Below are 13278 nucleotides of genomic sequence, written 5' to 3'. Positions count from 1 at the left end.
TTGCACTTACGCACCCGGCAGATCGCGCAAATCCGGCTTCTTGCGGGCACAAACTGCAAGATCGCGGGAGTGGAGGTGGGGGTCAGTGACGCGGGCAGTGGGGGAGCAGGCGTAGGCGCTCGGTGGTCTCGGTGAGCGAGTTGGGCTCGACGACCAGGCGGGCGGTGGCGGTGGCGGAGCCGGGGCGGAAGGTGCCCGCGTCGGCGGGGACGGTCGCCGTCCAGGTGCCGGCCGTACGCTCGTCGGTGCACGCGCCGATCACGCCGAACCCGAAGCCGGTGACGTCGGTGCCCCGCACCCGCTGAGCCAGGTGCACCTCGATGTACGCCAGGCCGCGTTCGTCGCCGCAGTCGAACCGGCCCCGCACCGTGCCGGTGTGCGCGTGGACGTCGGCGGCGCCGAACCAGTTGACGGAGATCGCCGGGGCCGAGGCGGCCGGGCTCGGGGCGGCGAGCGCGCTGCCCGGTGCGAGTCCGAGGGCGGCGGCGGTGGCCAGCGTGGTGAGGCCGGCGGCGAGCAGGGATGGTCGGACCTGGTGCATGCGCGGCTCCTGGGACGAGGATCCGAAGTGGACGGCACCAGCATCCCACCCCCGCGAAGCCCACAAGCTGCAAGATCTTGGACAGGAAGGACGGCCCCCTGTTGACGCCTCCGGCACAGCAGGGCGCCCCGCTAACCGGCGGTCCGGCTGAACGGTCCGGGGCTGGCATCCGTATCAGGCGTCGAGGACACCGACGACGGGAGACAACGTGAGGGTGCAGCGCAAGCACGTGCTGGCGGCGACCGTGGCGGTGGTCGCCTCGGTGGGCCTCTCGGTCGGCACCGGAATGGGATTCGCGGAGACCACGCCGGCCGGGCGGTCCGCCTGCGTCGGGTCGGTGACGTTCTCGGCGGAAGGCGGGGCACCGGCCGCCACCAGCGACCGGTTCCCGGCGGGCACCCGGCTGCGGGTGACGAACCTGGACAACAACAAGAGCGCCACCGTGACCGTGGTCGGGCCGTCGGGCAGTTGCGTGCTGCTCAACGCCGCGGCCATGGACCTGGTCCGCGAGCCGGGCAAGAACGTCATCCGCCGCAACGTGGTGGAACGCCTCGACGGCGCCGCTCCCGCCCCCGGCGGCGGGCAGCCGGTCGAGACGCGGCCCGGCAACGCGCAGCCGATCGGCGGCAGCGTCTGCGCCGGAGCGATCACGTTCTCCGCCGAGGTCGGCGCGCCGGCCGCCACCAGCGGACAGTTCCCGGTCGGCACCCGGCTGCGGGTGACGAACCTGGACAACAACAAGAGCGCCACCGTGACCGTGGTCGGGCCGTCGGGCAGTTGCGTGCTGCTCAACGCCGCGGCCATGGACCTGGTCCGCGAGCCGGGCAAGAACGTCATCCGCCGCAACACGGTGCAGTTGCTGCGCTGACCACGAGGGGAGTGGAACACCACGGGCGGGACCTGGGGGGATCAGGCCCGTGGTGCTCCACGATCAGGGGGCGGCCGGGTCAGCCGAACGCGGCATCGAGAATGTCGAGGCCCCGGCCCAACTCGCCGTCGGCGATCACCAGTGGGGGCAGGAAACGCAGCACGTTGCCGTAGGTCCCGCAGGTCAGGGTGAGCAGCCCGGCCGCGTGGCAGGCCGCCGACAGCGCCGCCGTGGCGACCGGATCGGGGGTGGTCCCGCCCGGCTGCACGATCTCCACGGCGAGCATCGCGCCCCGGCCGCGTACCTCGGCGACCCGCGGGTCGCGGGCGGCGATCGCGTGCAGCCGCTCGCCCATCACCGCGCCGATCCGGCGCGCGGCGGCGGGCAGATCCAGCTCCCGCATCGTCTCCATCGCCGCGAGCGCGGCGGCGCAGGCGACCGGGTTGCCGCCGTACGTGCCGCCGAGACCACCGATGTGCACCGCGTCCATCAGCTCCGCCCGCCCGGTCACCGCCGCCAGCGGCAGCCCGCCGGCCATGCCCTTGGCGAGCGTGACCAGGTCCGGCTCGACGCCCTCGTGCTGGCAGGCGAACCAGTCGCCGGTGCGGCAGAAACCGGTCTGGATCTCGTCGGCGACGAAGACCGCCCCGGCCGCCGTCGCCCACTCGCGCAACGCCGGCAGGAACCCCTCGGCGGGTACGACGAAGCCGCCCTCGCCCTGGATCGGCTCGATCAGCAGCGCGGCCACGTTCTCCGCGCCCACCTGCTTCTCGATCATCTCGATCGACCGGGCCGCCGCGGTCGCCCCGTCGAGCCCGCCGTCGCGCAGCGGATACGACATCGGCACCCGGTAGACCTCCCCGGCGAACGGCCCGAACCGGTGCTTGTACGGCATGTTCTTCGCGGTCAACGCCATGGTCAGGTTGGTCCGACCGTGGTACGCGTGGTCGAACACCACCACCGCCGGCCGCCCGGTCGCGTGCCGGGCGATCTTCACCGCGTTCTCCACCGCCTCGGCGCCGGAGTTGAACAGCGCCGACCGCTTCTCGAAGCCGCCCGGCGTCACCGCGTTGAGCTGCTCGCACACCGCCACGTACGACTCGTACGGCGCGACCATGAAACAGGTGTGGGTGAACCGCTCGACCTGGGCGCGGACCGCCTCGACCACCTTCGGGGCGGAGTTGCCCACGTTGGTGACCGCGATGCCGGCCGCGAAGTCGATCCACTCCCGCCCGTCCACGTCGGTGAGCGTGCCGCCGCCCGCCCGGTCGACGTACGCGTCGACGACGCTGCCCACGCCCCGGGCCACCGCCGACGCGCGGCGCTTGCGCAGCTCCTCGCTGGATCCCATGAATCAGCCCTCGATGTGGTGCATGACGTGCTTGATCCGGGTGTAGTCCTCCAGGCTGTAGACCGACAGGTCCTTGCCGTGGCCGGAGTGCTTGAAGCCGCCGTGCGGCATCTCCGACACGAACGGGATGTGCGTGTTCACCCAGACGCAGCCGAAGTCCAGCCGGCGGGTCATCCGCATGGCCCGGCCGTGGTCGCGGGTCCAGACCGAGGCGGACAGGCCGTACTCGACGCCGTTGGCCCAGCGCACCGCCTCGTCCTCGTCGGAGAACCGCTGCACGGTGATCACCGGCCCGAACACCTCGTCCTGGATGATCTCGTCGGCCTGCCGGACGCCGGAGACCACGGTCGGGGCGTAGAAGAAGCCCCGCTCGCCGACCCGGCTGCCGCCGGTGGTGACGTCCGCGTGATCCGGCAGGCGGTCCACGAAGCCGCTGACCCGGGCGAGCTGGTTGGCGTTGTTCAGCGGGCCGTAGAGCACGTCCGCGTCGTCCGGCCCGCCGGTGCGGGTGTTGCGGGCCTGCTCGGTGAGCGCGGCGACGAAGTCGTCGTGGATGCCCGGGCCGGTCAGCACCCGGGTCGCGGCCGTGCAGTCCTGGCCGGCGTTGAAGTAGCCGCCCACCGCGATCGCCTCGGCCGCCGCCGCCACGTCCGCGTCGTCGAAGATCACCACCGGGGCCTTGCCGCCCAGCTCCAGGTGGGTCCGCTTCAGGTCCGGCGCCGCCGCGGCGGCGACCTCCATGCCCGCCCGGGTCGAGCCGGTGATCGACACGAGCTGCGGGGTCGGGTGGGAGACCAGCGTACGGCCGGTGTCCCGGTCGCCGCAGACCACGTTGAACACACCCGGTGGCAGGTGCTCGGCGGCGATCTCGGCCAGCAGCAGCGTCGACACCGGCGTGGTGTCCGACGGCTTCAGCACCACCGCGTTGCCGGCGGCGAGGGCCGGGGCGATCTTCCAGACCGCCATCATCAGCGGGTAGTTCCAGGGCGTCACCTGCGCGCAGACGCCGATCGGCTCGCGCCGCACGTACGACGTGTGGCCGGCCAGGTACTCACCCGCCGAACGCCCCTCCAGCAGGCGCGCCGCGCCGGCGAAGAACCGCAGCTCGTCCACGGCCGGGGGCAGCTCCTCGTCGGTGGTGAGCTGCCGGGGCTTGCCGGTGTTGCGCACCTCCGCGTCGACCAGGTCGGCGGCCCGGGCCTCCACCGCGTCGGCGAACTTCAGCATCGCCCGCTGCCGCTCCGCCGGGGTGGCGTCCCGCCAGCCCTCGAACGCGGTGGAGGCGGCCCGCATCGCCGCGTCCACGTCCGCCGGCCCGGACACGGGAGCGCGGGCGAACACCTCGCCGGTGCACGGGTCGACCAGATCGGCGTAGCCGCCGTCCACCGGGTCGACGTACTCGCCGTTGACGAAGTTGCGCAGCTGCTGCTGGTCGCTCATCTCAAGTCTCCGAGAGGGTGGCCGGAAGGAAGGTCAGCGGAGGTTCTCGCAATCTGACTGCCATCTTGGCTACTGAATTCGAGGCAGACAAGGGTTTGGGCAACTGTTTCCGCGCGGGCGTTCCTGGTCTACGCTGCCGGACGTGGAGCCGAGAGCCTTCTACGTCGCCGGCCGCCCCGCCCACGGCGAGGCAGAGCTGACCGTCACCCACCCGTACGACGGGCGGGCGGTGGGGCGTACCACGCTCGCCACTGCCGACCAGGTCGAAGCCGCCGTCGCGGGCGCCGCCCGGGTGGCCGCGGAGGCCGCGGCCCTGCCCGCGCACGTCCGCGCCGCCGCCCTGGACCATGTGTCCCGGCGGCTCGCCGAACGGGCCGACGAGGTCGCGGCGCTGATCACCGCCGAGAACGGCAAGCCGGTCAAGTGGGCGAAGGCCGAGGTCGGGCGCGCGATCTCGACCTTCCGCTGGGCCGCCGAGGAGGCCCGCCGCTTCTCCGGCGAGCTGCAACGTCTCGACACCGACCCGGCCGCCACCGGCCGGATCGCGCTGGTCCGGCGCGTGCCGCGCGGGCCGGTGCTCGGCATCACCCCGTTCAACTTCCCGCTCAACCTGGTCGCCCACAAGGTCGCTCCGGCGCTCGCCGTCGGCGCCCCGATCGTGGTCAAACCGGCTCCGGCCACCCCGCTCACCGCGCTGCTGCTCGGCGAACTCCTCGCCGAGACCGACCTGCCCGACGGCATCTTCTCGGTGCTGCCGCTGCCCAACGAACGCGCCGCCGAACTGGTCGCCGACCCGCGCCTGCCGGTGGTCTCGTTCACCGGCTCCGGCCCGGTCGGCGCGGCCATCCGCCGCGCCGCCCCGGACAAGCACGTCACGCTGGAGCTGGGCGGCAATGCGGCGGCGGTGATCTGCGCCGACTGGTCGGCCGACGAGGACCTGACATTCGCCGCGCACCGCATCGCCACGTTCTCGAACTATCAGGCCGGGCAGTCGTGCATCGCGGTGCAGCGGGTCTACGTGCACGAACGGCTCCACGACGGCTTCCTGCCCCGGCTCGTCACCGCCGTCGAGGAACTGCGCACCGGCGACCCCCGCTCCGAGCTGACCGACGTCGGGCCGCTGGTGTCCGTCGAGGCGGCGCAGCGGGTGGAGGCGTGGGTGGACGAGGCGGTCGCCGCCGGGGCCACGATCGAGGTGGGCGGCCGGCGCGACGGCGCGACCTTCCCGCCGACCGTGCTCAGCGGCGTGCCGGCCGACGCGAAGGTCTGCGCCGAGGAGGTGTTCGGGCCGGTGCTCGTGGTCGCCCCGGTCCCGGACGACCAGGCCGCGTTCGCCGCGGTCAACGACTCCGCGTACGGGTTGCAGGCCGGCGTCTTCACCCACCGGCTGGACGTGGCGTTCGCCGCCGCCCGGACACTGGAGGTCGGCGGCGTGATCGTCGGCGACGTGCCGTCGTACCGGGCCGACCAGATGCCGTACGGCGGGGTGAAGGGGTCGGGTGTCGGGCGGGAGGGGCTGCGCAGCGCGATGGACGACTACACCGAGCCGCGCGTCCTGGTGCTCACCGGGGTGGCGTTGTAGGCGGTCACCAGGTGCCGTCATCGCGGACCCGGGGGGCGGCACGGCCGAGCAGCAGCGTGGTGAGAGCGGCATCGACGTCCGCGCCGAGGAACCATTCGCCGGCCTGGTCGAGCGCGAAGACCCGGCCGTGCTCGTCGACCGCGAGGATGCTCTCCTGACGTTCGCTGCCCAACGGGAAGAGGCGGACACCCAGGACCGCGCCGAAGTCCGCGAGGGTGTCGGCGGTGTGCGCGACCTTGCGCGGACGCACGTCGAAGCGGGAGATCCACACCGCTTCGCCAGGGCCTTGCCGTGCGCTCACCAGCCCTGGAAAGGCGGTGAGCGTCGCCAGGGCGACGGGGAAGGAAGCATGGCTGTGCTGGGCCCCACGGACCCCGGTGACCTTGCGGACCGAGGCGGCGGCCGACACCTCGTCCCCGAAGTGCGGCCGCCAGCCGGCGACCACAAGCGCGTCCGCCACTTCGGACGGGAACCGTTCAGAATCGGGAGGAGTCTGCGGATCTGGGCGCCACTCCTCGGCGTACGCCAGCTCCGGCCAGGGCAGCACGTCGAAATGCACCAGGAACCGGATGCACGACTCGCATCGCAGGTCTGCCTGACCGCCCGCCGGATCACCGGACTCGCGGATGCGGAAGAACTCGATGCGGCTCACCCTCAACCACTGCCGGGCCTCGTCGAGCGTCAGCGGCGGTAGCCCTTCGGCGGCGCGACGGTGGTCGTGCTCGTGCAACGCGTCGGAGACGACGATCATCTCCGCGTGCCGATCGCCGCCCCGCACCAGGTGACCGGCGGGCAGTTCGTCGAGATAGGACCGGACGAGTGGATGGTGGTGCAGCTCGACGTCGCCCTTCGCGCCCTGCGCGACGTGCAGCCGGCCGTCCAGGGTGAGGTGCGCCGCCGCGCCGGGCGTAGGCAGCCGGGTCAGCTCGCGGAGCAACTGCCCGGCCGGGTCGACCGTACGGGGGGCGCGCGGCGCGGCCGGCCGGCGTTGCCGGTACATCTGCTCGACCGCCGACGCCGGCACCCGGGGCCAGGTGGAGACCTCGCCGGTCTCCTTGTCGATGACCGTGGTCGGCAGGTCGCCGGGCAGGGCCCGAGCCTCGTTGGACACGGTGGACAACACCAGGTAACCCAGGTCGAACTCCTCGACCACCGGCGTGCAGGGAAAGCCGAGGCGGTCGGAGTCGCGCCGGGCCCAGACGGAGGCGATCTGCTCGGCCTGCTGTCGCTCGATCACCACCTGAAATTACCGGACCCCACGGATTCCGTGGCACCCGGTATGGTCGGCCCTACCCACGGTGACGGAAGGGGGGCGGTGGTGGCCGAGAGTGCCGATCGGGATGCGAACCGTGCGTTGCGAGCGAGGTTCGACGAGGTGTACGGCCAGTACCAACGACTGCGGTCCGGCCTGGACGAACTCCAGACCAGGCTGGCCGAGTTGCGGGTGACCGAACGCTCCGACGACGACCAGGTCACCGTCGTGGTCGGGGCGCGCGGCGAGCTGATCACCGTCGAGGTGAGTCCCGCCGTGTTCCACGACCGGGATGCCCGGGCGCTGAGCCGGAAGATCACCGAGACCGTGCTGCGTGCCTCCGCCGCCGCGTCCGCCGCCACCCGCGATCTGGTCTCCGGCTATCTGCCGCCCGGCTCGTCCTCGGTCGAGTTCCTGCGTACCCATGACTTCGGCGCGCTGCTCGGCCGGGCCGACGCCATGGCGTCACGCGGCGAGTGACCGTGGCCGGGGAAGGGATCTGGCTGGACGCGGACCGCGCCCGGCGCGGGGGCGGCGACCTGGCAGCGACCGGCAAGGCCGTCACGGCGGCCCGGCGCGAGACCGGCGATCCGATCGCCGCGGCGAGTGGCCGACGACCGTGGGGGCGCGACGACATCGGCGCCGCGTTCGACAAGCACTACCAGGGCTACGCCGAGACGCTGCTGCGGGCGTGGGAACTGCTCGGACGCTCGCTCGAAGGGCTCGGGTCGGACGTGGTCCGCTCGGTCACCGCGACCGTGGAGACCGATCTGAGCAACGCCCGTGACCTCGGGAAGATCCCGCACCAACGGCACAACCCGCATCGGCCCTGGCGCTGACCACCGGAGGATCCGCGCGTGAGCATGCTGCCCAGCCCGATCCCGCACCCGCTCGACTACTGCCCCTGGGACGTGCCCGGCTGGATCTACGAGGCGCTCGACTGGGTGGTCGGCGTGGAATGGCCGGAGGGCAACGAGCGCGCCGTCTGGGACCTGGCCGACCAGTGGTACTCCGTCGCCGGCGTCCTGGCCGGCCCGCGCGACGAGGCGACCACCGCCGCCGGTGAGGTGAAGAGCGGATACGGCGGCGTCGGTCTGGTGGCGCACGCGTTCGACACGGCCTGGGACAAGGTGGCGGGAGGCGAGGACGCGCCGCTGCACGCCCTCGTGGCGGCCACCGACGAGCTGGGGCGGCTCGTCGACTCCTGCGGCTGCGACATCGAGGGCGCGAAGCTGGAAGCCTGGATCGAGCTGGGCATCCTGGTCGTCGAACTGCTGTCCCTCGCGGTGGTCACCGTGCTCACGCTCGGCGCGGCGTCACCGGCGGCCGGCGCCGCGATCACCGCCACCCGGATCGCCGTGCAACAGATCTTCAAGCGGCTGGTGGCCCAGTTGGCCCGCAAGGCGGTCAAGGAAGGCCTGAAGGAGGCCGGCGAACGGGCCGCGAAGGAGGCCGTCAAGAGCGGCGCCCGGGGTCTCGCCCGCAAGGCCGTGCTCGCCGGCCTGGCGGAGGCCGGGCAGGAGGCGGGCACCAACCTGGCCACCCAGGCGTACCAGAACTCCACCGGCCGCCGGAACGGCCTCGACCTGACCGACGTGGGCGCGTCGGGGCTCGGTGGCTTCGCCGGCGGCGCGGTCGCGCCGCTCGCCGGTCTGGGCCGGCATGCGAGCGGGCGGTTCGCGCAGGTCGGGGAGTGCTTCGGGCGCGAGATGGCCGGCGAGAGCCTCGCCGAGACCGCAGCCGGGCTGGCCACCGGTCAGGGCCCGTCACTGGAAGACCTGGCTCGCGCCGCGGCGTCCGGCGTCAGCGGTTCCGTCACCGGGCAGACCGAGACGGCGCTGCATCACCGACTCGACGGGAAGCTGGGCGGCCTCACGGCCCCGCCGGTCGGCCTGGACCTGCCGCCGGTCGGCCCGGAGGTGTCATCCGGGCCGGGTCCGACCGGTTTCGTTCCGGACCATCGGTCCGCCGGGCCGCCGTCCGCGCAGAGTGATGAGCCGGTCGTGCACTCCCGGCCGGTTGCTGGCCCGCCTTCTTCGACCCCGCTGGCCGATGCCGTGACGGCGGCTCCGCACCTCGACCCGGTGGGCGTGGCACACCCGACGCCGGAACTGTCCACCCCGACGCTGCCCGCCCTGGGAAACGTCGATTCCGCCGTCGTGACAACCACCTCGACCACCACTCCGATGCTGTCCTCGGTGGCCGTCGACACGCCGAACCCCGGCTCCGCTCTTCCGGGGGCCGCCGACGCTTGGCGCGGCGCGGGCCCGACGCCGGCGGTGACCGACACCCATGCTCCGGCACCCACCACACCCGTGCAGGCGGCGGCCCCGACGACACTTTCGCCCCCGCCCGTCGACCATCCGTACCCGGCGATGCCGCCGTCACCGGATCGGATCACCGCCGGCGGGTTTGACGGGCATCTCGCCGCGCCGCCAGCTCCGCCGCCCCATCCCCAGGTCGCGCCGAACCCGGGAGCACCCGGCGTCGGCCCCGATCCCCGGCCGGTGCCGAATCCCCGCTTCCCGCTGCTGGAGACGGTGGGGCCGACGAGTCCGCCGCCGAGCGTCCTCAATCCGTACGACCCTCCGTCTTCCCACCGCGAAACTCCGCAGGAGCGGGCCACGCGTCTGATGGCGGAGCGGGAGGCCCTCGATCGACGTCGCTACCAGGGTTACCTGCGATCCCAGCGCAACTGGTTCGAGGACCGCCGACGTCAGACCCGGGCGGACTGGCTCAATGAACGCGCCGATTACCACGAGGAACGGGCGAGTGACTGGGCGGCGCAAGCCTTGGAGCTGCGCCGGTCGGGGCGGACGCTCGCCGCCGAGCGTTGGCACCGGGAAGCGCATGAGGCCGACCTGGAGGCGTCGGAGTTGCGCGCGGAGGCGCAGCACGTACTCAAAGGGAAGTTGGTTCCGGAACGGGTGATGGTCGAGGACGACCTCGACTTCTACCGGATCAACGACGACGTGGCGGACCTGGCCCTCGGCGCGGTGGAGACGGCCGACCACTCCGCGCTCACCGGCCACGGTCACCCGCCGCCGGTCGACCGGTCCCGCCCCTACGGCCGGCGCGGAGGACTCCGGCCTCCGCTCGCGCTGCACCAGACCGACCTCGAACGGCAGATGCCCCGCAACCCGGACGGCGGCGTCATCCGGACCGCCGATCCCCGGCGCGGCGACTGGTTCCGGCTGGCCAACGACGGTGGCCCGGCCGCCGACGCCACCCGCGGCATCAACTGCCTCGACTGCACGCTGTCCCTCTTCGAGACCTGGGTGCACGGTCGGCCACGGGTCGCCGCGCCGCGTACCTTCGACGGTTATCTCGCGGGCGACGTGCAGCGACCGGTCGGCGGCGAGATCGACGGCCCGCTGCGGGTCGAGGAGACGACCGGCGGCCGGTTCCAGAACCTGTGCCGGCCCGACCGCGCCGGGGTGACCGGCGCGGCCCGGCGGAGGTTGGTCGAGCGCGGCTACCGCGACCTGCACGCGCAACTGGCGTCGGGCGGTCACGGCAGCTACGCCTTCCTCATCACCAGTTTCGAGGGCGGCGGCTCGCACGCCTGGGTGGCGCTCAACCAGAACGGCACGGTGCTCTACCTCGACCCGCAGAGCGGGATGGTGGCGGGGCAGCCGCTCTACCGGCACAGCGGCGTCCCGTTCGAGGGGAACGTGGTGGGGGTGGATGCCCTGGTCCTCGGCCCGGACGGTCGGCCGATGCCGCTTACCGGCCGGCCGCCCGGCGACTTCAACGTGCTGCCCGAGCCACGGCACCGTCCGGTGCCCCCACGACCGCCCGACCCACTGCCGCGCGACCACGGGGGTACGCCCGACTTCAACCGCGTCCACCTGCTCGGCGAGTCCACCACCTTGCACCGCCCGCCCGGCAACGCGCCGCATGCCGAGCCGACGCCTGACCGGATACGCGACAAGCACCGTGCGGCTCACGCGGACCGTATCGCCGCCGGGCTCTACGTGCGCGACGCGCTGGTGGCCAGCGCCAGCCTGGCTGACGCCTTCGCCGCCGGGGTGACCCCGGTCGAGTTGGCGCAGCACGCCGACGGGTCGACGTTGCGACGGCTCGTACCAGGGCTGGACGAGGCCGCGGCCGGTGACCTGAAACGGCTGTTCACCGACGCCCGCGTGCAGCGGATGCTGGACCAGAGCTGGGAGGCCCCGCCGCGGCGGGAGGAACTGCTCGCCGAGACGTTGGTGCGACAGCTCGCGGAGCGTCCCGACCTGGTGCGGATGATCCTGGCGACGCCGGAACTCGCCAACTCGCTGACCGCCAGGCCGGTGACCCTGCACCATCTCGCCAGCCACCAACAGGCCATCGACGTCCTCGGTGACGTGGTGCAGGAGATCGAGAGTAACGGGCCGGACGCGCTGGTCATTCTCGGCGACCGGGATCCCGTTCCGACTCCACTGACCGCCGAACAACGCCGTCTCACCCGAGCGGTGGCATCTCGGCGGCAGTTGGCTCAACAAGCCGGCTTTGAACAGGACCGGAAGAACGACCCGATCTATCTCAATGACTACGTCGATCGGTTGTACGCCGGCGCGGCGGTGGCTCAGTTGGAGCTGAACGACATCGCGAGCACGATAGCGGGCGAGACCGGTACGCCGGGTTGGCGTAGCGAGCCCAAGAGCCGCAAACGCGTTAGGGACAAGCTGGTTGAGTACACAAACAACGCCGCACGTCTGAAGGACCTGGCGGGGGCCAAGGTTGAGTTCGCCACGCTCGGTGAAATCTATGGTGCGCTGGCGACTCTGGCTGATCGTCCCGACGTGTTGATCATGGATATCAAGGACCGCTTCGTCTCGCCGCAGAGCAGCGGCTACCGGGATATCTTGTTGAATCTGAACCTCTCGAACGGTCATGTGGGCGAGCTGCGTCTACACCTCGCCGCACTTGAGGACGTGGCGAAGTGGGAACATGCGCTCTATGAAGTCAGGCGGGATCTGGAAGCACTGGCCGAGTTGGATCATCGGCCGTTGACGAAGACCGAGACAGCGGTTCGGGATGGCCTTCTGCGGCGGGCGCAGAGCATCTACTGGGACGCCGTGCAGGGCGGGCTGGAAGGGTGACGACGATGACGCATCCGCCCGGCCCGACGCTGCCGAAGTTCTTCCTCTACTACGAGTCTCCGCTGAAGCTGGTGAAGGCGGAAGACGGCGGAACAGCCGGTTGGCGACTCTCGCCAGACACCGGTGGCTGGCGCGCGGCGAACAATCTCGTGGACAAGGTTCTCTTCGTGGGGGGCGACGAGATACATGAGATCGATCGCAGCGAGTTCGTCTGGTATGTGGAGCAGGAGCGGGGCCGCTACCTTCGCGGTGAGGGACCCCTCTTCGCGCTCTACGAAACCGTTCGAGGGCTTGAGGACACCATCCGAGAGGAACGTCGCTACCCGACGACGCGCGAGCAGGCACTCATCCGGGGCATCCGGCGGCGGACTTTCGTGATGTTCGAAGAGCAGCTTCAGCGGGCCGGGGACCCTGGCGCTGATCCCGGCATCGCGACCGACGCGTCCTGAGATCGCAGGTGAGCGGCGTTTGCCTGTCCATGCTGTTTCCGGCATCGTCCAGCCATGCCTGATACGAGCCCCGATGCAGGGGCCGGTCCACGCCGGTTCGGCCGGGAGGACATGTTCGTCGCGCCGGACGAGGATCCCCGCGTCGACGGTCCGGGTGCGGACGAGCGGAGCGTCCTGGCCGGCGAGCTGAGGTACCACCGTCGCACGCTGGAGTTGACGTGCGCCGGGCTCGACGCGGAGCAACTCGCCCGGCGGTCGGTGCCACCGTCGACGCTGTCGTTGCTCGGACTGCTCCGTCATGCCGCCGAGCGTGAGCGGCACTGGTTCCGCCGCGTCATGGCCGGAAAGGACGTGTCGCGGATCTGGCCGACCGGTGACGTGGAGGAGCCCTTCACCGGCGCCGTCGCCGATCGGGCGCTGGTCGCGCAGGCGTGGACGGCGTGGCGCAGTGAGGTGACGTTCGCCGAGCGGTTCGTGGCGGAGGCGCCGAACCTGGAGATCAGGGGGCATCGGGGTGACCGGATGGTCTCGCTGCGGGAGCTGCTGGTGCACGCGATCGGGGAGTACGCCCGGCACAACGGGCACGCCGACCTGCTGCGCGAGCGGATCGACGGTCGGGTGGGCCGGTGACGCGCGCCGACCCTGCGCGCCCCGGGAGCCAGGCCGGGCCGCCGACGGAGGGGATTCCGTACCGGCCGCCGGCCG

Annotated in this window: 11 protein-coding genes; 7 read left to right on the top strand and 4 right to left on the bottom strand. The window is 72.2% G+C overall.

Annotated elements, in window-relative coordinates; all coding sequences use genetic code 11:
* Positions 1–82: 82 nt before the first annotated feature.
* Positions 83–541, bottom strand: a complete 459-nt coding sequence (locus AB0B02_RS20465) for a hypothetical protein (RefSeq protein ID WP_357302450.1) — start codon at positions 539–541, stop codon at positions 83–85.
* 208 nt (positions 542–749) lie between these two features.
* On the opposite strand from AB0B02_RS20465, the gene AB0B02_RS20460 reads away from it, so the two are divergent.
* Positions 750–1409, top strand: coding sequence for a hypothetical protein (locus tag AB0B02_RS20460; RefSeq protein WP_281944029.1), 660 nt, complete (start codon positions 750–752; stop codon positions 1407–1409).
* A 79-nt stretch (positions 1410–1488) separates the two neighbouring features.
* Here AB0B02_RS20460 and gabT read toward each other — a convergent pair whose 3' ends face one another.
* Together gabT and AB0B02_RS20450 are read right to left on the bottom strand one after the other, a co-directional pair.
* Entirely contained in the window at positions 1489–2760 is a 1272-nt protein-coding gene (gabT, locus tag AB0B02_RS20455; protein ID WP_357302447.1) for a 4-aminobutyrate--2-oxoglutarate transaminase, read from the bottom strand.
* A gap of 3 nt (positions 2761–2763) precedes the next feature.
* A complete protein-coding gene (locus AB0B02_RS20450) occupies positions 2764–4200 on the bottom strand; it encodes a gamma-aminobutyraldehyde dehydrogenase (protein ID WP_281944026.1) in 1437 nt (478 codons plus the stop codon).
* 142 nt (positions 4201–4342) lie between these two features.
* Between AB0B02_RS20450 and AB0B02_RS20445 the strand changes: the two genes are divergently transcribed.
* Positions 4343–5782 carry an aldehyde dehydrogenase family protein gene (locus AB0B02_RS20445; protein WP_357302444.1) on the top strand — a complete coding sequence of 480 codons (1440 nt, stop codon included), beginning with the start codon at positions 4343–4345 and terminating at the stop codon, positions 5780–5782.
* Positions 5783–5786: 4 nt separating this feature from the next.
* Here the strand turns inward: AB0B02_RS20445 and AB0B02_RS20440 are convergent, their stop codons facing one another.
* The gene (locus AB0B02_RS20440; protein ID WP_357302442.1) at positions 5787–7019 is read right to left on the bottom strand and encodes an SUKH-3 domain-containing protein; all 1233 of its coding nucleotides are present in this window, start codon (positions 7017–7019) and stop codon (positions 5787–5789) included.
* Positions 7020–7100: 81 nt separating this feature from the next.
* Here AB0B02_RS20440 and AB0B02_RS20435 point away from each other — a divergent pair, with 81 nt between their 5' ends.
* Genes AB0B02_RS20435 through AB0B02_RS20415 form a run of 5 tightly spaced genes read left to right on the top strand, consistent with a single transcriptional unit; the run spans position 7101 to position 13203 of the window.
* Complete coding sequence (locus AB0B02_RS20435) at positions 7101–7514, top strand: YbaB/EbfC family nucleoid-associated protein (protein WP_281944020.1); 414 nt, start codon at positions 7101–7103, stop codon at positions 7512–7514.
* Positions 7515–7516: 2 nt separating this feature from the next.
* A complete protein-coding gene (locus AB0B02_RS20430) occupies positions 7517–7873 on the top strand; it encodes a hypothetical protein (RefSeq protein WP_357302438.1) in 357 nt (118 codons plus the stop codon).
* Positions 7874–7897: 24 nt separating this feature from the next.
* Entirely contained in the window at positions 7898–12124 is a 4227-nt protein-coding gene (locus AB0B02_RS20425; RefSeq protein ID WP_357302542.1) for a toxin glutamine deamidase domain-containing protein, read from the top strand.
* Positions 12125–12129: 5 nt separating this feature from the next.
* Positions 12130–12573 (top strand): hypothetical protein, encoded by a 444-nt coding sequence (locus AB0B02_RS20420; RefSeq protein ID WP_357302435.1) that lies wholly within the window; start codon positions 12130–12132, stop codon positions 12571–12573.
* A 54-nt stretch (positions 12574–12627) separates the two neighbouring features.
* Complete coding sequence (locus tag AB0B02_RS20415) at positions 12628–13203, top strand: DinB family protein (protein ID WP_357302432.1); 576 nt, start codon at positions 12628–12630, stop codon at positions 13201–13203.
* Positions 13204–13278: the final 75 nt, after the last annotated feature.

The organism is Micromonospora sp. NPDC049240, assembly GCF_040647835.1.
GTDB lineage: Bacteria > Actinomycetota > Actinomycetes > Mycobacteriales > Micromonosporaceae > Micromonospora.
This window is presented reverse-complemented; position numbering and strand designations above follow the sequence as displayed.